This is a genomic window from Bradyrhizobium sp. CCBAU 45394 (genome assembly GCF_028128655.1).
Lineage (GTDB): Bacteria > Pseudomonadota > Alphaproteobacteria > Rhizobiales > Xanthobacteraceae > Bradyrhizobium > Bradyrhizobium diazoefficiens.
This window is the reverse complement of sequence record NZ_LBIX01000173.1, coordinates 52,640-72,841: the sequence shown is the minus strand read 5'-3', so window position 1 is coordinate 72,841 and position 20,202 is coordinate 52,640. Positions and strand designations below refer to the sequence as shown.

Here is a 20,202-nt window from a genome sequence, read left to right as displayed (position 1 = left end):
TTCCGGAGGTATGCGAGTGCGGCCGGATGGCGGCGCAAGCATTGATATAGGTGTTTTGCGAGGAGAATGCCGGCAATTCTGTCGCATCTGGCACCACGGGGAACCCGGCGATGACAGCGTTCCGGCGACCCGCGCGGCCCAAGGCACTCCGCTGAACTACGGGCCGTTGCTTAACGGGCCCTTAGTGGCCGCCAGCTAGGTTTTCGACATTTGTAGCAATGTATTCGGGGACCCAAGGATGCGGATCGGGAAGCTCTTCGCGCTGTCGATGCTGACGGTGACGGTTTTTGCAGTCATCCTCGGCGCCGAGGTGCTGATACCCCAGGCGCGCATCTTCACGAACCGCTCCGATGCGATCAAGACGGTTGACGCTTTTGGTGCGACCCTGATGGTCAGCCAGCAGGTCGCCGGTCTCCGTGCCCCCTACATTGGACCGATCTTCCAGGAGGCCGCTGCGACGCAGGCCCAGATCGACGCTGCCGCGAAGGCCGCGAAAGCCGCCGAGACCGCCTTCGAGAGCGCAAGGCGGGCCATCATGGTGCTGGATGACGGCGGAGCGATTGCCGAGCATCTCGACCGTGCCGCGCGGCGGCTGAAGGAGATCAACGCTGCGGCAGATCGCGCGATGAGTGTTCCGCTGGCGGCGCGCGACAGCGCCGCGATCAAGGGTTTCCTGCCCGGTGTTGCCGAGGTGCTCGGCAATATCGAGCCGGTCATGAACCGGCTCGAGGCGAAGGTCGTCAATGCCGATTCCTCGCTTGCGGCGCTGCTGAGCCTGGCACGGACGGCGCAGGATCTGCGCGTCTCGGCCGGCAGCCGCGCCGCCACGCTGTCGCCGGCGCTGAGCGTACGCCGGCCGCTCACCGCGGCCGAGTTCTCGCTGATGGATCGCATGCAGGGGCGTGTCGAGGCCGACCGAGAGCGCATCGAGGCCGGCATTGACCAGCTCGGAAGCCCGCCCCGCATCGCCACCGCGCTGAAGGCGGCGACGGACTCCTATTTCGGCAAAGCCGCGCTCGTCGTGGATAAGGAAATGCCGGCGGCGCGTAGCGACGGCAAATACGGCGTCAACGCCGAAGAGTTGGCCGGTGTCATCGTGCCGGCCATCCAGATGTTCTACGGCGTGCGCGACGCCGCGCTGGCCGAAGCGGCCGAGCGCGCCGCGGCCGCGCGCGATGGTGCGCTGGCGATGCTCGCGCTTGCGGGCGTGGCGGTGCTGGCGCTGCTCGGGACGCTCGGTGGCGTGACCATGATGCTGCGCAGCCGCGTGGTAACGCCGCTTAGCCGGCTCGCGGACGTGATCGGCACGCTCGCCGCCGGACAGCATGAGGTCGAGATCCCCGCGACGGGCCGCAACGACGAGATCGGCCAGGTGGCGGGCTCGCTGCGGCACTTCAAGGATTCGCTCGCGGCCAAGAAGGCCGCCGACGAGGCGGCCGCGGTCGAAGCCGAGGCGAAGCTCCGTCGCAGCCAGCGGATGGACCAGATCGCGCGCGACTTCGAAGCGATGATCGGCGACGTCATCAACACCGTGGCGTCGGCATCCTCGGAGCTGGAGGCCTCGGCGGGAACGCTGACGAGCACGGCCGATCAATCGGAAAAGGTCACTGCGACCGTCGCGGCCGCGTCCGAGCAGGCTTCCACCAACGTGCAGACCGTTGCCGCGGCGGCGGAGGAAATGGCCTCGTCGGTCGACGAGATCAGCCGGCAGGTCCAGGACTCCGCGCGCGTCGCCGGCGAAGCGGTGCAGCAGGCCGGGCGGACCAACGATCACGTCGGCGAGCTGGCCAAGGCCGCCGGCCGGATCGGGGACGTCGTCGAGCTCATCAGCCAGATCGCGGGCCAGACCAATCTCCTGGCGCTGAACGCCACCATCGAGGCGGCCCGCGCCGGCGAGGCCGGCCGCGGCTTTGCCGTCGTCGCCTCCGAGGTCAAGGCGCTGGCCGAGCAGACCGCCAAGGCCACCGGCGAGATCAGCCAGCAGATTGCGGGAATCCAGACGGCGACGGAGGATTCTGTCGGCGCCATCAAGTCGATCGGCGACACCATCACCCGCATGTCCGAGATCGCGTCCGCGATCGCCTCGGCGGTCGAGGAGCAGGGCGCGGCGACGCGGGAGATTTCCCGCAACGTGCAACAGGCGGCCCGCGGCACCCAGCAGGTCTCCGCCAGCATCGTCGACGTGCAGCGCGGCGCGAGCCAGACCGGATCGGCCTCCTCGAATGTGCTCGCGGCAGCCAGATCGCTGTCGGGCGAGAGCAGCCGCCTCAAGGTCGAGGTCGGAAAGTTCCTGGACGCGATCCGGGCCGCGTAGAAAATCGAACTCCTCTCCCCGCTGGGGTCGCAATCGTATTTGCAGAGCGACGTCCCTTCGGCCCATCCTTCGAGACGCCCGCTCTGGCGGGCTCCTCAGGATGAGGACGGAGTGCGCGGCCGCAGTTTCGACGGGCACCAATGCTTAGCCTCATCCTGAGGAGCCCGCGAAGCGGGCGTCTCGAAGGATGAAGCGCGCGCGCTCAGAACTCGCCGTGGAGCCGGCCGGAGAACACCGACACCGGGCCACGATCCGCGTTGTAGGCGGGATTGACGATGAGCTGATAGTCGGCGGTGAAGGTCAGCGCCTTGTTCAGCGCGTAGGCGTAATAGGTCTCCAGCACGCGTTCGTGGCGGTAGTTGAGTTGGCCGTCGCCGATCAGCGGACCGAGACCGCCGGCGGCGATGAAGTCGCGATGATCCTGCGAGAGGCCGTTGACGGCGCCGGCGATGGCGACGACGTCGTCGGGCCGGCCCCATTTCGTTCCCTTCACCGAGACGCCGCCGGACAGGCTGCGGTCGATGTCGGTGAAGGCCATGATCTCGTTGCGGCCGTCGTTCCAGCTCCAGCGGCCGAACACGCCGATGTCGTCGGTGATGGCCTGTTCGACGTTGAACGCGTAGCCGTATTTGAGGCGGCCGCGGCGGGTCTGGCTGATGTCGACGCCGAACGCGGGATTGTCCAGCGTCTCGCGATAGCTGCCGGAGAAGGCGCTGTTGACGAATCCGAGCGTGCGCAGCTTGCCGGGCAGGCCGAACAGCGAGTAGCGCGTCTCGAGCTCCATGACATATTCGCCGCGACGGCCGACGTTCATGTCGAAATTGTTCGAGTTGGAGACGGCATCGATCAGGAAGTAGCCGGCGCGCAGCGCCCATTGCTTCTGGTTCAATTCGGCGGTCGCGCCGTAGCCGAGGCCGAGCTTGTCGGCGGCGTAGTCGAAAGCGCCGGACGCCCAGATCGACCAGTTCATGAAGTCCTTGCGCGGGTCATGCGCATAGGAATTGCCGTCGAAAACGTCGACCACGGAAAACTTGCCGACCTGCAAGGTGAGGCGCGAGACGTCAACCTTGCTCGCGAGCTGAAGCTGCCCGCTGGCAAGCTCCTCCTGCTCGCCGCCGAAGCCGAAGGTCTGGCGCACGAACAGGCGAGAGGCGTTGAAGTGCGGATAGGGGAAGCCGGACTTCTGCGCTTCGCCGTTGGGAAAGCCCGCAGCGCCCGTCGTGTTGTTGAAGCCGAAGCCCTGCAGCAGCTCGGGATTGAAATAGACCTCGCCGCCGTCCCACAGCCGCGCATTCAGATAGAGCGAATTGCTCCAGGTCTGCTGGAAATCCGGCGACGGGAGCAGGCTGTTCGTTCCGGTATAGGGCGCGTGGAACGCGGGGTAGCCCTGCCCCAGCACGGTCGACTGGCCGTGAATCTCCCAGCGGCTGGACTCGGTGTCGGTGACGTCGGACTTCGGGTTGTAGGTCGGCACGCCCGGCCAGTCGATCTTGCGATTGAGGCCGATGCGCAGGCTCTGGAAATCCATCGACGACGAATATTGCGCGCCGGACGGGAAGGTGACGTTGGCGTTGTCGAACTTGCTGTAGAGATATTCGAGCCGCGCGCTCCAGTGCGGCGCGAAGGCATATTCGACGCCGCCGCCGGCGGTCCAGCCGAACCGCGTGTGCAACACCTTCTCCTCAGTGCCGCCGGTCGGCGTCGACAGGAAACGCTCGCCGGTGAAGGCAGCGCCGCCGGTCGCGTAGAACAGCCAGTTGCCGCTGGTGTAGCCGAGCCGTGCGCGCAGGCTCGCGACATAGTCCCAGCGCTCCTCCGCGCTCGACAGCACGGTCGCTGCCGACGACACGACGTGGTTGGACGGCAGATAGTTCGGAAACGAGATGTCGCCTTCGACGCCGAGCAGGAGCCCCGAATTGAGGCGCCAGTTATAGCCCGCCTGCACGCCGCCGGTCGCGCCGGTAAACACATGGTCGTCGGTCGCGAGCGTCGGATCGATCAGTGTCGCCGACGACGTGCCGCGGGTGACGCCGACATGCGCGCCGATGTAGAGGCCGGTCCAGTCATAGACGGTCTTCAGCGCCGGTGCCTTCAGCGGCAGATCGGCCGCGCGGCTCGCGGCGGGCAAAACCATCACGCCCGAGGCGATTGCCGCGGCCGTCCGCAAATACCTGTAACGGTGACCTCTCAACGTCAAAACGCACGCCCCCAAAACGCGAATGTGTCCCATCCGCCGCAGCCGACATCCCTGCCGATTCGCGGCGATCCTGTCACCAGGTTCTGGTTGTTCGCACGATCGGCCGAGATGATCTCGATCCGACGCGATTTCTTCCCAAGTCCCCGTGTCTGCTGCAAACCTTATTGCGATTAATTCGCAATAGCAACTGAAGCGGATTGCCGCAGGTGATGGTTCGCACCGCTGTGTGACGTGACTGCAACAAATTCTCAGGCCCAAAACAGTTGACCCCGCCCGGGGGGACAGCCGGGCGGGGTCGGGGCACGACACGGGGTGGATGAGGCGCCCGTGTCGGACGCAGGATCCACGTGAGATCGGCCTCAGGTACTCAAATCAGTAGCAGCTGCGAACGCGGCCAACGTACTGGCCGAAGGCGTTGTACTGGGCGACCCAGCCGCAGCGGTGATAGCCGTAGTAATAGGGGTCGTTGCTGGCGGCGATCGCGGAGCCGACCACAGCGGCGGTGGCGATGCCGGCACCCACACCCCAGACCCAGCCGGGCTGCTTGGCTTCGGCCGAGGAGGTGGTGGACACGATGCTGCCGGTGACGGCGAGGGCAGCGAGAGCTGCGGCGGCAATCTTGGTCTTGATCGACATGTGAAACTCCATCCGGGTTGAGGCGGTCCGTTGTGGCCCGCGTGCCCAGTTGGACGGAGGCTCTGCGCGTCCGGTTCGAAGACGGCGGATGCGACCCCCGGGTGAGGTCCTTTCCTCAATGATTCCAGGAGGATGTTGGCTAGCCGAGAGGGCCCTTGGCGAGCCTGTTCACGTCGAAGTTATCGACCTCGGTGAGCAGCTCGCAGAAGGCGCGCGCACCCTGATCCAACAATTGCGCGCCCTTCTCGGGAACGGCCAGCGTCGCATTGCCGATGGCGCCGCTGGCGTTCAGATCCTGCGCCTGCCAGGCGAATGGCGCGGGCCGCTGCGTCGACAGCCAGCGATACTGCGTCTCCATCGCGACGCTGCTCGCGGGAAAATCCGCGATCGCATCCGCGCGCACCTGGTCGGGATAGCGCGCCAGCATGATCGAGGTCTCGACCGCGCCGCCATGAATGCCGTGGCGAACCTCCTCGGCCGGGAACAGCTTGTCGGCGCCCGACAGGCGCGACCACGACGTCGTCACCACGAACAGCTTGTGATGCGCGCGCAGATCCTGCGCGACCAGCATCATGGCCGCGCTGTTGCCACCATGGCTGGTGATGATGACGAGCTTCTTCACCCCGCGCCGCGCGACCTCCTCGCCGATCGCGGTCCACCTTTTCAGCGCCACGTCGGTCGGCAGCGTCTGCGTGCCCGGATAGTCGATATGCTCGGTGGAAATTCCGACCGGTTCAACGGGAAGGAAACTGGCCGGAATGGTTGCGGGCAAAAGCTCGCGCACGCGCGCCAGATAGGCGTCCGCGATCAGCACGTCGGTTGCAAGCGGCAGGTGCGGGCCGTGCTGCTCGGTCGCCGCCAGCGGCAGCACCGCGATCCAGCGCGATGTCTCCGCAGGGACGGCGTCGGCCCAGCGGATCTCGGTCCAGTCGCGGGACGGCATCATCAAGGTTTCTTTGCCCGAATTTGTCACGTAATTTGGCGTATGAGGGGACGCGGGCCTGGCCGGCTCGCGTCCCCGAACTTCATGCGGTTTTATCGCGTTGCTTTCACATGGGCCAGAAGCGATTGGGCCAGAAGCGATCGACGGAGTGCCATTATGACCCTCTCTCATCTGCGGCGAGCGTTAACGGCGGGCTTGATGGCCGCTCTTGTCTCGGTCGTCCCGGCGCGCGCGGAGACCCTGGACAAAGTCACCTTCGGCACCAACTGGGTCGCCGAGGCCGAGCATGGCGGCTTCTTCCAGGCGGTCGCCGACGGTACCTATAAGAAGTACGGGCTCGACGTCACCATCGTCCCCGGCGGTCCCAACGAGAACAACCGGATGCTGCTGATCGCCGGCAAGATCGATTTCTTCATGGCCGCGAACACGCTGATGTCGTTCGATGCGGTCGCCAACAACGTTCCCGTCGTGACCATCGCCGCGGTGTTCCAGAAGGATCCGCAGGTGATGCTGACGCAGCCGGACGCCAAGGTCGCCAAGATCGAGGACCTCAAGCCGCTGACCCTGTTCGTCTCCAAGGAGGGCATGAGCAGCTACTTCCAGTGGCTGAAGTCCGAATACGGCTTCAACGAGAAGAACGTCCGGCCCTACAATTTCAATCCGCAGCCCTTCATCGCCAATCCCAAGAGCGCGATGCAGGGCTACGTCACCTCCGAGCCCTTCGCGGTCGAGAAGGCCGCCGGCTTCAAGCCGAACGTGCTGCTGCTCGCCGATTACGGCTTCAATACCTATTCGACCCTGATCGAGACCCGCCGCGACATCGCCGAGAAGAAGCCCGATCTGGTGCAGCGCTTCGTCGATGCCTCCATGATCGGCTGGTACAACTATATCTACGGCGACAATTCCGCCGGCAATGCCATGATCAAGAAGCTCAACCCTGAGATGACCGACGATCTGCTTGCCTATTCCGTCGCCAGGATGAAGGAATACGGCATCGTCGATTCCGGCGAGTCGTTGAAGAACGGCATCGGCGCCATGAGCGACGAGCGCTACACCTCCTTCTTCAACAAGATGGTGAAGGCGGGCGTGGTGAAGCCGGATCTCGACTTCCGCAAGTCCTACACGCTGCGCTTCGTCAACAAGGGCGTCGGCGTCGAGCTGCGTCCGAGCAAGCCGTAACGCAAGGTCCATGTCACCAGTCAAAACCTCGTCCGGGGTCGAGGCCAGCCTGACGGCGCTCGCCGTCAGCCTGCGCGGCGTGACGAAGGTCTATGACAACGGCGTCATGGCGCTCGGGCCGCTCGATCTCGCCGTGCGCAAGGGCGAGTTCATCTCGCTGCTGGGACCGTCGGGTTGCGGCAAGTCGACCGCGCTGCGGCTGATCGCGCAGCTCAGCGCGCCGTCGTCCGGCATCGTGCGGATGGCGCGTCACGAGGGACCTGCACAGCCGGGCCATGGCATCGGCTTTGTATTCCAGGAGCCGACCCTGATGCCCTGGACCAGCGTGCGCGAGAACGTGCGGCTGCCGTTGAAGCTCGCGGGCGTGGCGAAGGCGGAGGCGCGCGGGCGCGCCGACGAAGCGCTGGCGAGCGTCGGGCTTGCCGATTTCGCCGACGCCTATCCGCGCGAGCTGTCCGGCGGCATGAAGATGCGGGTCTCGCTGGCGCGCGCGCTCGTCACCGATCCGGACATTCTCCTGATGGATGAGCCGTTCGCGGCGCTCGACGAGATCACGCGCTTCCGCCTCAACAACGACCTGCTCGCGCTGTGGCGCAGCCTTCGCAAGACCGTCATCTTCGTCACCCATTCGGTGTTCGAATCCGTCTATCTGTCGCAGCGCGTGGTGGTCATGACGGCGCGGCCCGGCCGGATCCAGGCCGACATCCGCATCGAGACGGTCGAGCCGCGCGGAGAGGAGTTTCGCACCTCGGCCGCCTATTCGGATTATTGCCGGAAGGTGTCGGCCGCGCTGGCGCCGTCCTATTCGGGGCAACCGGTGCTATGAGCGCGCAGCCCTCCGTCACCGCCAGTCCGTCCGGCGCGCACCGCGCGGTGCGCTTCGTGCTTCCCGTCATCGTGCTTGCGGCCGGGCTTCTCGCCTGGGAACTCGTGGTCCGCATCAGGGAGATCCCGCCTTACGTGCTGCCCGCGCCCTCCGTGATCTTCCTGACGCTGATCAAGGACTGGGCCGTGCTGTCACAATCGCTCGCCACCACGCTTCTGACCACGCTTGAAGGATTTGTGGCAGCGAGCGTCGGCGGTATCGCGCTGGCGCTGCTGTTCAACCAGTCGAAATGGGTGGAATATTCGCTATTCCCCTACGCCGTCGTCCTCCAGGTGACGCCTGTTATCGCGATTGCACCGCTGCTCCTGATCTATCTGGAGCAGCAGACCGCGGTCGTCGTCTGCGCCTTCATCGTCGCCTTCTTCCCGGTGCTCTCCAACACCACGCTCGGGCTCAATTCGGTCGACCGCAATCTGGCCGGCCTGTTCCAGCTCTATGGCGCCTCGCCACCACAAACCCTGCGCTTCCTGAAGCTGCCGGCGGCGCTGCCCTATATCCTCGGCGGCCTGCGCATCGCCGGAGGGCTGTCGCTGATCGGCGCTGTCGTGGCCGAGATCGCGGCCGGAACGGCCGGCGCCGGCTCCGGGCTCGCCTACAGGATCGCCGAGTCAGGCTACCGATTGAACATACCCCGCATGTTCGCCGCGCTGCTGCTGTTGTCGCTGGCCGGGATTGTCATCTATGGGGTGCTGGCGCTAGTTTCCCACCTCGTTTTACGGCGCTGGCACGAAAGCGCCCTTGGAAAGGAAAACTGATGACCGCCGGTTCGATTTCGTCCGAAAAGATCGACCTTCTGATCTATGGGCCGGTGCGGCCGATCCTCGAGAACGGGTTTTCCGATCATTTCGTCGTGCACAAGGCCGAGACACGAGGCGACCTCGAGCGGCTGACACCCGCGATCCGCGAAAAGATCCGCGGCGTGGCCGTGACCTATCACACGGTGCGTGCCGACAGGGACTCGCTGTCGCAATTGCCCAAGATCGAGATGGTGGCGAGCTTCGGCGTCGGCTACGACCACGTCGACGCCAAATACGCGGCCGAGCACAACATCATCGTCACCAACACGCCCGACGTGCTGACCGAGGAGGTCGCCGACGTCGCGATGGGCCTGCTGATCTCCACCGTGCGCGAATTCATCAAGGCCGACCGCTACGTCCGTTCCGGCCTCTGGCAGACGCAGAACTATCCGCTCAGCGTCGGCTCCCTGCGCGACCGCAAGGTCGGCATCGTCGGCATGGGCCGGATCGGCCAGGCCATCGCGCGCCGGCTCGATGCCTCGCTGGTGCCGGTGGTCTACCACTCCCGCAACCCGTCCAAGGACGTCTCCTACAAGCACTACCCTGACTTGATCGAGATGGCGAAGGCGGTGGATACCTTGATGGTGATCGTGCCCGGCGGCGCCAGCACCAACAAGATGATCAATGCCGAGGTGCTCAAGGCGCTCGGCCCGCGCGGCGTGCTGATCAATGTCGCGCGCGGCTCGGTGGTCGACGAGCCGGCGCTGGTGCAGGCGCTGAAGTCGGGCACCATCCTCGCCGCTGGCCTCGACGTGTTCGCAGCGGAGCCGAGCGTGCCGGACGAGCTCAAGAGCATGCAGAACGTCGTGCTGCTGCCGCATATCGGCTCGGCTTCGGTGGTGACGCGCAACGCGATGGACCAGCTCGTCGTCGACAACCTCAAGGCCTGGTTCGCCGGCAAGGCGCCGTTGACCCCGGTTGCGGAAACGCCGTTCAAGGGGCGCTGATGACCATTCTTCGGGTCGCTGCATTGGCCATCGCGGCATGTGTCGCCGCGGTCGGCCCTGCCTTGGCGCAGGATGCGACGAGCCTGAAGAAGACGATGCCCGGGCAATGGGAGCTCTCGACCACCGAGCGCAGCAAGACCTGCGTGGTCACCATGAAGAGCGACGCCGCGGGCCAGGGCTTCAAGCTGGAGCTGGAGCCGGCCTGCAAGACCGCGCTGCCCTTCACCAAGGACATCGTCGCCTGGAGCGTCAGGGGTCTCGACATCGTTCGCCTGCAGGATGCGACCGGTGAAGCGGTGATCGACTTCACCGAGGTCGAGGCCGGCATCTTCGAGGGGCTGCGGCAGGGCGAAGGTGTCTACATCCTGCAGGACCTCGCCGCCGCCCGTTCGATGGCCAAGTCGATGGACCAGATGATCGGCGACTGGTCGATGGTGCGCTCCAACGGCCAGCCGGTCTGCGGGCTGACGCTGACCAATACCGAGGCGGGGCCGGACAATTTCCAGGTCTTCCTGAAGCCGAAATGCGATGCGGGCATCGCGCAGTTCAATCCGACGCAATGGCGGCTCGAACGCGGCCAGATCATCCTGATGTCGAAATCAGGCGATGTCTGGCAGTTCGAGGCCGACGACAACGCGCAGTGGCGGCGCGTTCCCGATACCGCTGATCCCCTGATCATGCTGCGGCAATAATTTCTCCCGGCCAATAATTTCTCTCGGGGATGTCGATTTAGCCGAGGCTCAATCGTCACATCCATAGCGAGCCGGTTTGCGGCCGGAACGGTCGCTGCTCGCGCCAAGGGAGTTTTTCATGCGCTTCATGTACATCGTCACCTCCAGCCAGCCGATGGCGGGCCCGACCCCGGCACTGATGGAGGCGATGCAGAAAATATCAGAGCGGGAGATCAAGGCCGGTCGAATGCTCGACACCGGCGGCCTGATGCCGCTTGCGACCGGCGCACGGGTGAAGATCGTCGACGGCGAGCTCAGCGTCATCGACGGCCCCTTCGTCGAGGCCAAGGAAGTGATCGGCGGCTACGCCATTTTCGAGCTGCGCGACAAGGCGGAAGCCCTGGCCATGGCGAAGGAATTCATGCAGTTGCATCTCGATCACATGCCGGGATGGGACGGTACCTGCGAATTGCGGGCATTCGCGACGCCGGGCGTCGACGTGGCGTGCGAGATCGACGCGCATTCCAGGGTCGCCGCCCACGCCTGATGAACACCACCGCTCGTCTTAGTGCGTTTTCAAGCGAAGTGGATACCGGTTCGCGTAAAGAAAACGCGTCAAAGCAAGAATCCAGAGCCCCGTTCCGATTCTATCGGAACGGAAAGGGCTCTGGTCGGTGGCGATGACGGCCGCCGACATCGATCACGCGATCCGCGCCGCGATTCACGCAGCTTGGCGCGTCGTGCAGCCGCGGCTGATCGCGACGCTGTCGCGCATGCTGCGGGACGTGACGCTCGCGGAAGAATTGACCCAGGACGCTCTCGTCGCCGCGCTGGAGGCCTGGCCGCTGAGCGGGGTGCCGGACAATCCCGGTGCGTGGCTGGTTGCGACGGCGAAGCGCCGTGCGCTCGATCATCTGCGCCGGGCGAAAATGCTCACCCGCAAGCAGGACCTGCTGACGCACGAGCTGATGCAGGAACAGGACGCGATGCCCGATTTCGACACCGCCCTCGACGACGACATCGGTGACGAATGGCTGCGGCTGATCTTCACGGCCTGCCACCCGCTGCTGCCGCGGCAGGCCCGCGCGGCGCTGGCGTTGCGCATGATCTGCGGCCTGACCACCGACGAGATCGCGCGCGCCTTCCTGGTCACGGAGGCAACCGTCGCCCAACGCATCGTCCGCGCCAAGCGCACGCTTTCGCGGTCGGGCCTCACCTACGAAACGCCTGGCGGCGAGGAACTTTCCGAGCGTCTGGCCTCGGTGCTCGAGGTCGTCTATCTCATCTTCAACGAGGGCTATTCGGCCTCTCGCGGCGAGGAGTGGCTGCGGCCGCAGCTCTGTGACGAGGCCCTGCGCATGGGACGGGTGCTGGTCGGGCTCGCGCCGCTCGAGCCCGAGGTGCACGGTCTCATGGCGCTGATGGACCTGAATGCCGCGCGGATGCATGCCCGCACCGACCGCGATGGCGAGCCCATCCTGCTCATGGACCAGGATCGCGGGCTGTGGGATCGGCTCCAAATCACGCGCGGCCTTCGGGCGCTGGACCGCGCGCGCGAGCTCGGCGGAGCCGGCCGGTTCTACACGCTGCAGGCCGCAATCGTCGCGTGTCACGCCACCGCGGAGACGGCCGCAAGCACCGACTGGCGACGCATCGCGGAGCTCTATGGCCAGCTTGCGACGCTGGTGCGCTCGCCCGTGATCGAACTCAACCGCGCGGTCGCGCTCGGCATGGCCGAAGGGCCGCAGGCCGGGCTCGATCTCGTCGAGCTGATCGCCGACGAGCCGGCGCTCAGGACTTATCACCATCTTCAGGCCGTGCGCGGCGACCTTCTGCACAGGCTCGGCCGCTTCGCCGAGGCACGGCTATCGTTCGAGACCGCCGCCCGTCTTGCAACCAATGCGCGCGAGCGCGGGTTGATGGAACGACGTGCGGCAGACATTGCCGATGCCGGCGGCATGGCTTGAGGCGCGCTGAAACGGCTGCGCGGTTGTGGTTAGGTCGTCGGCTCTACGTCGTCGGCTTTACGTCGTAGCCTTGGGCGGCGGCGCGGTGCCCTGCGCCCACTTCTCCAGCTTGCCGAGCACGCCCCAGGCCGTGAGCGCCAGCGAGATCGGCATCGCGAACTGGCCGAGGCCCGGCACGGCCGACACGATCGTTCCGAGCAATCCGGCAATGCCGCCCGCATTGGGGCTTGCCGTCACCGACGACAGCAGCGCGGTGAGCACCGAGCCGCCGATGCCGAGCGCGGTCTTCTTGCCGTCGAGCAGCTTGCCGATGGTCTCGCCGAGCGCGCCGTTGACCTGGCCGAGCACGGGCTTGCCGTCCTTGTTGAGCAAGGTGCTGAGCAGGTCGACGACCTGCTTCAGCTGATCGACGGGGGCGGGATTGGTCGGGGTGACCGGTCCTGGCATGGGCGTCGTCTTGTTGATGAGGGAAAAGAGCCGTTCGAACAGGCTGATCGGGTCGTTGGTGGCGGGCAGCGTGTTGCCCGGTGTCGTCGTCCCCGGCGTTACGCCGCCGGCTGACGGTCGCAGCAACTGCGCGAGGTCCTCCAGCCGCTTCAGGGCCTGGGACAGATCGCCGGTCTGCCCGGCGGTGCCCGACTGCGTCGCGCGCGTGATGGCAGCGACCGTGGCCCCGTCGAGAAGGCCGGTATCCCTCAGGCCGTTCTGCTGCTGAAACTGCGAGACCGCAGCCTTGGTCTTCGGTCCGCTGATGCCGTCCTCTGCAAGCGGCGGGTTGGCGCCGAGCTTGTTGAGCGCCTGCTGCATCAGAACAACCGTCGAGGCGATGTCGTCCTCGGGCTCGGTGCGGCCCACGAATTGCGTGCTGCCGTCGATGGCGATCGAGGAATCGAGCGACATCATCGCATGCAGGATCACCGCGGTGCCGAGCTGGGAATCGACGTGGTTCGAGTCGAACACGTGATCGCGGACGAATTTGCCGGCCCTTGCCTCGGGCGGGCCGTACAGTGTCGAGCCGCCATAGAGATAGGGCGAATTGCAGCCCTTGGCGTGATAGCCGAAGCCGTTGAACGCCTCGAGCCGGTACAGAATCCGCGCGATACCCCAGTCGTGAGCGCCAACGAAATTCTCGATTCTGAACGCGTCCACGGCGCCGTCCACGAAGGTGGCAAACGGGCCGCGCCCTTTCGGAACGATGGTCGTCGCGCGATGGATCGTTTCGCCGTTGCCGAGATAAGTGTCGAAATCGAAGTTGGATTCGCGATAGTGGCAGAGCGCGGCAAAATGCCAGGGCACGCCGGTCAACCGCTCGATCTGCTGATAGGTCGCCTTGCCGTTGAGGGCCTTGCGTGCGACCGCATTGGCTTCGGCGAGGCGTGAGGGCCTGACCTCGAGACTGGCCCAATTGCGCTCGTATTCGTCTTTCAAACTCTCGAATGACAACATTTCCCGCTCCCGCAAATGGATGAACGATCTACTCTCCGTGCATGTCAAAGTGAGCCAGGCGCCGTAATCAGGGCGCGACGCCGGCGTAATCTGCGAGAATGTGACAGGTCGCCGGCCCGGCGTGTGTGAAATGGGTTACAGCCTGAGCGGGAAATCGGCGGCAGCACTGCGGTCGGAGGTCGCAAGCCGAATGTGGCTTGCGAACGCGGGTCACCGCGATCCTGGAACCTGCTGGGGCGTCCGCCCGTTAGCAGCGCACACGGTCAGGAGGCTTGCTCAGGAGGCTTGCATGGCCAAGCGCGTCCTCGCGATCGGCATCGAACCCGGGGTTGCGGACTACAGCACATTCCCGCAGCTCACGCCGGAGCTCGTGCGCAACTATATCGAGACCCAGCTGCTGCGCCTGCGCGGTCTCGGTTACGAGGTCACGAGCTGCCTGATCGATCTCGACGCGGCTGCGGAAGCGGCGGTGACGGCGGCGTTGCGCGACGAGAGCTTCGACTGCATCGTGATCGGCGCGGGCCTGCGCGAGCCGAAGCAGCGCCTGCTGCTGTTCGAGAAGGTGCTCAACCTCGTCCACCGCCTGGCGCCCAATGCGGCGATCTGCTTCAACACCACGCCCGCCGACACCGCCGAGGCCGTGCAGCGCTGGATCGAGCCCTGACACGGAGATGGCCGGCATGTGCACCGCACCCGGCACGGTCTGAGCTGCCGCCTCGCAGAGCCCCCCGGCGCCATCACGGCGCGTCCAGGTGGCGGCGCTGGCTATTTTTCTGGCCCGAATCCGCTTCCGGCGCTATGACACAGCTCACCACAGGGGAGGTCGAGCATGCTTCGAGGTCTTCGCATTGGAAGTTTTGGGATCGCTGCGTGTCTGACGGTTGCGATGGCAATGCCGGTGCATGAGGCGGCGGCCCAGGACGCCGTCGGCGGCGCGATCATCGGCGGTGTCGGCGGGGCGATCCTCGGCGGCGCGATCGGTGGAGGCCGCGGTGCCGCAATCGGGGCCGTCGTCGGTGCCGGAACGGGCGCCGCGATCGCTTCCGAGGGCGAGCGCCGCCGCTCCGGTTACTACGCCTATCAGCGCGGCTGCTACATGCAGCGCCCCGACGGCCGCTACGTCCCGGTCGATCCCCGATATTGCTATTGATCGTTCAGCCGCCGGCGTCGCGGGGTTGACGGCGGCCGGCGGTTGACTTGGCGGGGAGGGGTGAGCATCGGCCGCGGGCCGCCATCCCGGGGTGGTGGATCGCATGACTATCCGATCTCGCATGTGCCGGCTTCTGATCGCCGTCATCGCAGCGGGCGATCTCGTCGGAGCCGGGTCCGCCCGCGCGCAACAGATTCCAGCCGACGAACCCGCGTTTACGGCTTTCGTGGCCGAGCGCATCCGCGCCGAGATTCGTGACACCCCTGTCGTGATCAAGGGGCCGCTGACGCTTTCGATCGGCCCTCTGCAAGCCAACCTCGATCGCATCTACGCCTTCTGCAAGACCAACACGGGCGCCTGCAGCAAGGAGATCGGCACCTATGTCAGCGGCGTCGTGGCAACGACAAGCAATCGGAATGATCCTCCCACCAGAGCAGCGCTGCGCGTGGTCGTGCGCTCGGCCGATTACATGCGGCAGGCGCTTCGGGAGGTCGATGCGCGCGGTCCGGCCCTGACGCGGCCTCTGGCAGAGGGGCTGGTGATCGTCCCGGTGCTGGATTCGCCGCGGACGATACGGGTGTTCAATGACAAGGATCGTGCTGCGCTCGGCCTGACGCCGGACCAGGTCTTCGACATCGCCATCGCCAATCTGCGCAGCAGCATGAAGCCGCTCGCGACCGCCGCAAAGGCGGTCCCATCAGGACAATTCGGTACGCTGAAGGGAGACTACTATCAGACCAGCCGGCTTGCGCTGATCGACAGCTGGGCGCCGCTCGCGCAGGCCCAGGGTGGCGTCCTGATCGTGGCGGCGCCGTCGGCCGATCTCGTGCTCTATGCAAGCGAAGACAGCGGCGCCGCGCTCGACGCGCTGCGGACGCTCGCCAGGAACGTCATGGCGCGCGCGCCGAAGCCGCTTTCCGCCGCGCTGCTGCGCTGGACGCCGAAAGGGTGGCAACTGGTTCGGTGAGATGGCCTGAGAGCCATGCGGCCGATTCAGCGGCAGGCACTGATAAGATAGGCGGGACTTCCTCTCAATCCGCCGCCACGATTTGGAGCCCTGGATCAACCGCATCCCGCGCAAGCTGGCGTGGCCACTTCTGCCGACGGTGATGTGGTCGTGCACGGCGATGCCGAGCGACCTGGTGATGTGTGGCGGGCCGGCGAGGTATCCACGCCTGCCTCACACGGCATAACGCCGGTAGAGCACGACGATGATAGCGAGCACCGTCCCGGCATAAATGATCTGTGCTACGTGATCCGAAACAACAGCGACGCGCTTTCGGCCCGCGTCCCGAAGTTTTTCATGTCTGTAGCCCGCCAACATCGCCATCAGGCATAGTACGAAGAAGATGTAGAACATCTCTTCGACCACCACCGTGTATCCGACATCGCCGATCTGACTGTTCACCGCTACGAGCAGCACCGCGCTCGCCAGGATCGAGGTCACTGGGATCGTCACGCGTTCACGAAACATGGTTTCGGGAAAGAACAGCGTGGCGAATACGACGAGCACGAGCAGAAACAGCGGCAGTAGGTTCTTCAGCATGTAGATGGCGGAGCTGCGGCGCAGCATGATGGCCGCATCGAAGCCTGCGAATTCCGTCCTTGCCTCGGCACCAAACAAAGGCGCCTTTCCGAGCGTCGATCCGCTGGACAGGGATTCGACGAAATAGTTCAGCCCGAGAAATCGCCAGAGCGGAAGCCCGGAATAGGCCCCGTCCTCGGCCCGCGAGCTTCCGTCGTCGGCGAGGCGCAAGCCGAACCGATCGATGACATAGGTGATGAGCTCCCGCCGCTGTTCCGTGTTCTGAAAAAGTAGATGCAATTGCTGCGTGTCGAATGGATAATCATGGAGATCGAAATGGGCCTTGAAATCGCCGGTGATGCGATAGAGCCGGTAACTCAGGCCGTCTTCGTGTCCAGCCTGAATCGGCCGAGCTGGATCGAACGCCCCGCGATCCAGCAATGCCGGGAATTCGACGTGCGTCTGCGCCTCATCGTCGCCAGCGAATCGCATCCAGAGATAGAAGTCGACGTTGAACGAATTTTGCTTCACGTCGATCCGGCTGACGCGAATGATGTCGATGCCGGTATAGACGACGCGCTGAATCCAGTAGCGCCGATCCTCGAACGCGATGACATGGCCCTTCTCCTGTTCCGCGGCGAGATCGATTCCATCAGGCTGATCGATGCGCACGAGTTGCTGCGGCGCCGTGACGAACCGACCGTAATGGAAGAAACCCATTCGGATCGGGCGCGGAATGTCGCGGTTCGCGTTGAAATAGAGCCGCCCCGTCAGCCCGACGACCGCCGATTTCGGACTGTCGATCGCGGCCAGTGCGGCGCGCACCCGGTCGCGATCCGCAACCTTGCTGTCGGATCGTTTCTGAATCCCCTGCCCCATAAACCGGTGATGTACGGCAGCTCGTTTCAGCGCATCGATCATCAGGCGCGCGGCGTCATACGCGCCGCCGGCAACCCAGCTTGGCGAGGTAGCGGCTTTCGCCTTGTAGTCGACGGCAAAGGCCTGCGCCGCCACGCCTGCGCTGTCGAACATCAGCGATGAAGCGGCATACAGATTCTCGCTGAAGAAACCCGGATGCGATTTTTCCTCGGGCTCGTTGGCGAAATTCTGCAAATAGCTTTCGCGGGCCGCGCCTTGGGATGCGATGATCGTTCCCTTGATGCCGTGGCGGCGCAGCGCCTTGACGATGTCTGGGCTAAAATCGGGTGCCGCGCCGACGACGATAACGCCGGGTCCGGGCTCCTGCGCGGCAGCGGCTAGCGTCCCATCCATCGATCCGATCTGACCGGCTGCGACGTCCAGTCCGAACACGTGCAACTGCTCCGCCGGATAGGCCGCGGCAAATCCATGCTCAAAATTCTTGCCGTAGGAATCGCGCGTGTGAACAAGACGGACTTTTGGCTCCTTCATCACGGCGCGCAGATGTTCCGCGATCGAGCGCGCCTGCGCGGAGACCGGCGCCAACGCACGAAAATAGTAATCATTGGTGGATGTCAGATCGTCGGCAGCCGCGCTTCCCGTGAGCGCCGGAATCCGCGCATCCTTATATACCGGCGCTGCCGCGAGCGAAGCGGAGCTGAGATAATGGCCGAGCACAGCGACGCATGGGCTTTCGGCGATCGCCTGCGCGTTCGCGCGCGCCACGGCTGGATCGCTTGCGTCGTCGAACAGAACGAGTTCAATTAGCCGTCCGTTGACGCCACCCTTGGCGTTCACCTCGTCGATTGCAAGCTGCGTCGCGACCAGGCTTTCCGTCCCGGCCGGGGCCGACGGTCCAGAGAGCGAATTGGCGAACGCGATGCGAATAGGCTCCGGGCGAGTCCACAGGATGGCGGCCCAGGCGACGGCGAGCACCAGGGCGACGCCCGCAACAACGGCAAGCCACATTATAAGCCGCTGCTTCATCGTCGATCCTCGCATCGATCGGCATAAGCCGAGATTCTCCAGATCGAGGCCTCAATCAGGCCGAGATTGCCGCCGCTGAGAGCGTTTTTCAAGCCCGCCCCATCGCCACCGGCAAGATCTACGACCATTCAAGGCGGATGAAGGAAAGTGCGTGGTGCCGGAAGTCCGGGCCGTCGGCCGTGGCCTCGGTCATTCACATACCCGGCCTGACACCGCGCGCATTCGCCGGATGGCTCGGAACGGCTTTCGTTCTGGCCGTGGAGCGCGGCCGATGAGGCGTTTGATTGAACGGACCTCAATGAAGCGTTCCGCCACTTCTCTGATGGGCCAGAAGCGGACATTGATTGGCCTTCCGCGTTCTCCGCAAAGCGGAGTAGGCTACGCCTACTGCCGTCCGTGCCCAATTGTTGCGGAGGGACTGCCATGAAACTTCGCCGCCGAAATTTTCTGCATCTCGCCGCGGGGGCCGGCCAGTTGGTGTTCCCGCCGCCGAAGGAGGCTCTCATTCCGCGCGCAAAATTTCGCGTTGACGGACCGAACTAAGACAGGAGAACCAGACATGGCCGCTTTTCAAGAGGTTTTCCGCCGCTCCGGCATCGATGAGCGCCGCAGCCCGCCGGGCATGGTGGTGCCGCTCGGCGGCTCCAACATCGTGGCGCTGATCGATCCCGGAAGAAAGCTCAAAGTCGATCCTAACGCCCATGCCCTCGGGATCAAGGAGATCGATGGCGCCGATACCCTCAGACGCGTAATGCAAGCCAGAGACACCTTCTCCGAACCCGATATCGATCCGCAGCTCAGGGCGGCGTCACTTCCCACCACCTTCAATGGCGATGCACGGTTTTTCGAAATCAATGGCCGGATTAAGCCGATTGGCTTTCCCGGCCTGGAGGTGGTGGCCCGGTCGGCCGGCCGGAAGATCGAAGCCAAGCTCCATGTCGTCGTGCTGCCGGAAATCAAGATCAAGGTGGCGTTCCGTAACGTCATGGTTCCGGGGAGTGGCGGCGCTCCGGCGTTTCACGCCAAGAAGCCTTGCAACGAGCAAGATGAATTGCTGACGATGAACAATATATGGAGGCCGCAGGCCAACATCCGCTTCGAGCGGGTGCCAAGCGACTGGCTGGTCATCGACGACTCGCAGGCTGCCGTCAAACAGGACCTCGCCAGTGCGACTGGCATGAAGGATGCGAGCCTAGCGACCTTTCCCGATGTGATCGACGTCGAAAAACTGAAGGGCTTCTTCGTCAAACACAAAGTTCAGGGCGCCCATCTAACCATTTTTTGCGTCGATAAGGTTTGGTCCAACGGCGGCCCCGCCAATGGCTCATTTGCTCGATCGCTGGACCTTGCCTTCATCAGCTCGCAACGCGGGCCTAACACGTCTGCCCATGAATCCGGCCATTTTCTCGGCTACTACTCGAAGAGCGCGAGCAAACCTTGGGACAGCCAAGGCCACACGCTGGAGACCGATCCGAAAACCGGAAAAGAAAACAGGGCGGAAGACATCAAGATGCTGATGCGCGGGGGAGGCGCCGGGTGGAAAATTCCGTTTAATCTCGTCAAGGAGTTCCGCGACTTCCCCGGCTAGCATCCGAAGATCAGACAGAAGCTGGAAATCACTCCAGACGTTGAATGTCGC

At 64.8% G+C, this 20,202-nt stretch carries 17 protein-coding genes and 1 pseudogene; 12 read left to right on the top strand and 6 right to left on the bottom strand.

The genetic code is table 11. The features are described 5' to 3' along the window. Positions 1-238: 238 nt before the first annotated feature. Positions 239-2,314, top strand: coding sequence for a methyl-accepting chemotaxis protein (locus tag WN73_RS31725; protein WP_011082928.1), 2,076 nt, complete (start codon positions 239-241; stop codon positions 2,312-2,314). 202 nt (positions 2,315-2,516) lie between these two features. Here WN73_RS31725 and WN73_RS31720 read toward each other — a convergent pair whose 3' ends face one another. From WN73_RS31720 to WN73_RS31710, 3 genes are all read right to left on the bottom strand, one after another. Then, the gene (locus tag WN73_RS31720; protein ID WP_231166758.1) at positions 2,517-4,448 is read right to left on the bottom strand and encodes a carbohydrate porin; all 1,932 of its coding nucleotides are present in this window, start codon (positions 4,446-4,448) and stop codon (positions 2,517-2,519) included. Between the two features lie 435 nt (positions 4,449-4,883). Then, positions 4,884-5,147, bottom strand: a complete 264-nt coding sequence (locus tag WN73_RS31715) for a hypothetical protein (RefSeq protein ID WP_028175107.1) — start codon at positions 5,145-5,147, stop codon at positions 4,884-4,886. A 139-nt stretch (positions 5,148-5,286) separates the two neighbouring features. Continuing rightward, positions 5,287-6,093 carry a creatininase family protein gene (locus tag WN73_RS31710; protein WP_028175106.1) on the bottom strand — a complete coding sequence of 269 codons (807 nt, stop codon included), beginning with the start codon at positions 6,091-6,093 and terminating at the stop codon, positions 5,287-5,289. 153 nt (positions 6,094-6,246) lie between these two features. Between WN73_RS31710 and WN73_RS31705 the strand changes: the two genes are divergently transcribed. From WN73_RS31705 to WN73_RS31675, 7 genes are all read left to right on the top strand, one after another. Beyond that, a complete protein-coding gene (locus tag WN73_RS31705; RefSeq protein WP_011082923.1) occupies positions 6,247-7,269 on the top strand; it encodes an ABC transporter substrate-binding protein in 1,023 nt (340 codons plus the stop codon). A gap of 10 nt (positions 7,270-7,279) precedes the next feature. Next, positions 7,280-8,095 (top strand): ABC transporter ATP-binding protein, encoded by an 816-nt coding sequence (locus tag WN73_RS31700; protein WP_028175105.1) that lies wholly within the window; start codon positions 7,280-7,282, stop codon positions 8,093-8,095. Then, positions 8,092-8,910, top strand: a complete 819-nt coding sequence (locus WN73_RS31695) for an ABC transporter permease (protein ID WP_011082921.1) — start codon at positions 8,092-8,094, stop codon at positions 8,908-8,910. The genes WN73_RS31700 and WN73_RS31695 overlap by 4 nt, the downstream gene beginning before the upstream one ends. Next, positions 8,910-9,899 (top strand): 2-hydroxyacid dehydrogenase, encoded by a 990-nt coding sequence (locus tag WN73_RS31690; protein ID WP_011082920.1) that lies wholly within the window; start codon positions 8,910-8,912, stop codon positions 9,897-9,899. Before WN73_RS31695 ends, WN73_RS31690 begins: the two co-directional genes overlap by 1 nt. Further along, positions 9,899-10,591, top strand: a complete 693-nt coding sequence (locus WN73_RS31685) for an AprI/Inh family metalloprotease inhibitor (RefSeq protein WP_028175104.1) — start codon at positions 9,899-9,901, stop codon at positions 10,589-10,591. Before WN73_RS31690 ends, WN73_RS31685 begins: the two co-directional genes overlap by 1 nt. Positions 10,592-10,709: 118 nt before the next feature. Next, a complete protein-coding gene (locus tag WN73_RS31680) occupies positions 10,710-11,117 on the top strand; it encodes a YciI family protein (protein ID WP_011082918.1) in 408 nt (135 codons plus the stop codon). Positions 11,118-11,250: 133 nt separating this feature from the next. After that, complete coding sequence (locus WN73_RS31675) at positions 11,251-12,537, top strand: RNA polymerase sigma factor (RefSeq protein WP_028175103.1); 1,287 nt, start codon at positions 11,251-11,253, stop codon at positions 12,535-12,537. A 57-nt stretch (positions 12,538-12,594) separates the two neighbouring features. Here the strand turns inward: WN73_RS31675 and WN73_RS31670 are convergent, their stop codons facing one another. Further along, positions 12,595-13,983 carry a peptidoglycan-binding protein gene (locus WN73_RS31670; protein ID WP_028175102.1) on the bottom strand — a complete coding sequence of 463 codons (1,389 nt, stop codon included), beginning with the start codon at positions 13,981-13,983 and terminating at the stop codon, positions 12,595-12,597. Positions 13,984-14,272: 289 nt separating this feature from the next. Here WN73_RS31670 and WN73_RS31665 point away from each other — a divergent pair, with 289 nt between their 5' ends. The 3 genes from WN73_RS31665 to WN73_RS31655 all read left to right on the top strand — a co-directional run bounded on the left by WN73_RS31665 (position 14,273) and on the right by WN73_RS31655 (position 16,100). After that, positions 14,273-14,647 carry a hypothetical protein gene (locus WN73_RS31665; RefSeq protein ID WP_028175101.1) on the top strand — a complete coding sequence of 125 codons (375 nt, stop codon included), beginning with the start codon at positions 14,273-14,275 and terminating at the stop codon, positions 14,645-14,647. A gap of 165 nt (positions 14,648-14,812) precedes the next feature. Beyond that, on the top strand, positions 14,813-15,133 hold the full coding sequence (locus tag WN73_RS31660) for a YMGG-like glycine zipper-containing protein (RefSeq protein ID WP_011082914.1): 321 nt from the start codon (positions 14,813-14,815) through the stop codon (positions 15,131-15,133). 103 nt (positions 15,134-15,236) lie between these two features. Then, positions 15,237-16,100 carry a hypothetical protein gene (locus tag WN73_RS31655; RefSeq protein ID WP_231166616.1) on the top strand — a complete coding sequence of 288 codons (864 nt, stop codon included), beginning with the start codon at positions 15,237-15,239 and terminating at the stop codon, positions 16,098-16,100. Between the two features lie 93 nt (positions 16,101-16,193). Here WN73_RS31655 and WN73_RS44755 read toward each other — a convergent pair. After that, positions 16,194-16,280 (bottom strand): annotated as a pseudogene (locus tag WN73_RS44755) (RadC family protein); the annotation flags it as partial. 33 nt (positions 16,281-16,313) lie between these two features. After that, on the bottom strand, positions 16,314-18,563 hold the full coding sequence (locus WN73_RS31650; RefSeq protein ID WP_028175099.1) for an ABC transporter substrate-binding protein: 2,250 nt from the start codon (positions 18,561-18,563) through the stop codon (positions 16,314-16,316). A 559-nt stretch (positions 18,564-19,122) separates the two neighbouring features. Here WN73_RS31650 and WN73_RS31645 point away from each other — a divergent pair. Beyond that, complete coding sequence (locus tag WN73_RS31645) at positions 19,123-20,151, top strand: hypothetical protein (RefSeq protein WP_028175098.1); 1,029 nt, start codon at positions 19,123-19,125, stop codon at positions 20,149-20,151. Positions 20,152-20,202: the final 51 nt, after the last annotated feature.

Excerpts from the sequence above, each read along its gene's own strand:
- WN73_RS31725 (WP_011082928.1), top strand. The coding sequence starts at position 239 with ATGCGGATCGGGAAGCTCTTCGCGCTGTCGATGCTGACGGTGACGGTT.
- WN73_RS31720 (WP_231166758.1), bottom strand. The coding sequence starts at position 4,448 with ATGGTTTTGCCCGCCGCGAGCCGCGCGGCCGATCTGCCGCTGAAGGCA.
- WN73_RS31715 (WP_028175107.1), bottom strand. The coding sequence starts at position 5,147 with ATGTCGATCAAGACCAAGATTGCCGCCGCAGCTCTCGCTGCCCTCGCC.
- WN73_RS31710 (WP_028175106.1), bottom strand. The coding sequence starts at position 6,093 with ATGATGCCGTCCCGCGACTGGACCGAGATCCGCTGGGCCGACGCCGTC.
- WN73_RS31705 (WP_011082923.1), top strand. The coding sequence starts at position 6,247 with ATGACCCTCTCTCATCTGCGGCGAGCGTTAACGGCGGGCTTGATGGCC.
- WN73_RS31700 (WP_028175105.1), top strand. The coding sequence starts at position 7,280 with ATGTCACCAGTCAAAACCTCGTCCGGGGTCGAGGCCAGCCTGACGGCG.
- WN73_RS31695 (WP_011082921.1), top strand. The coding sequence starts at position 8,092 with ATGAGCGCGCAGCCCTCCGTCACCGCCAGTCCGTCCGGCGCGCACCGC.
- WN73_RS31690 (WP_011082920.1), top strand. The coding sequence starts at position 8,910 with ATGACCGCCGGTTCGATTTCGTCCGAAAAGATCGACCTTCTGATCTAT.
- WN73_RS31685 (WP_028175104.1), top strand. The coding sequence starts at position 9,899 with ATGACCATTCTTCGGGTCGCTGCATTGGCCATCGCGGCATGTGTCGCC.
- WN73_RS31680 (WP_011082918.1), top strand. The coding sequence starts at position 10,710 with ATGCGCTTCATGTACATCGTCACCTCCAGCCAGCCGATGGCGGGCCCG.
- WN73_RS31675 (WP_028175103.1), top strand. The coding sequence starts at position 11,251 with ATGACGGCCGCCGACATCGATCACGCGATCCGCGCCGCGATTCACGCA.
- WN73_RS31670 (WP_028175102.1), bottom strand. The coding sequence starts at position 13,983 with ATGTTGTCATTCGAGAGTTTGAAAGACGAATACGAGCGCAATTGGGCC.
- WN73_RS31665 (WP_028175101.1), top strand. The coding sequence starts at position 14,273 with ATGGCCAAGCGCGTCCTCGCGATCGGCATCGAACCCGGGGTTGCGGAC.
- WN73_RS31660 (WP_011082914.1), top strand. The coding sequence starts at position 14,813 with ATGCTTCGAGGTCTTCGCATTGGAAGTTTTGGGATCGCTGCGTGTCTG.
- WN73_RS31655 (WP_231166616.1), top strand. The coding sequence starts at position 15,237 with ATGACTATCCGATCTCGCATGTGCCGGCTTCTGATCGCCGTCATCGCA.
- WN73_RS31650 (WP_028175099.1), bottom strand. The coding sequence starts at position 18,563 with ATGAAGCAGCGGCTTATAATGTGGCTTGCCGTTGTTGCGGGCGTCGCC.
- WN73_RS31645 (WP_028175098.1), top strand. The coding sequence starts at position 19,123 with ATGGCCGCTTTTCAAGAGGTTTTCCGCCGCTCCGGCATCGATGAGCGC.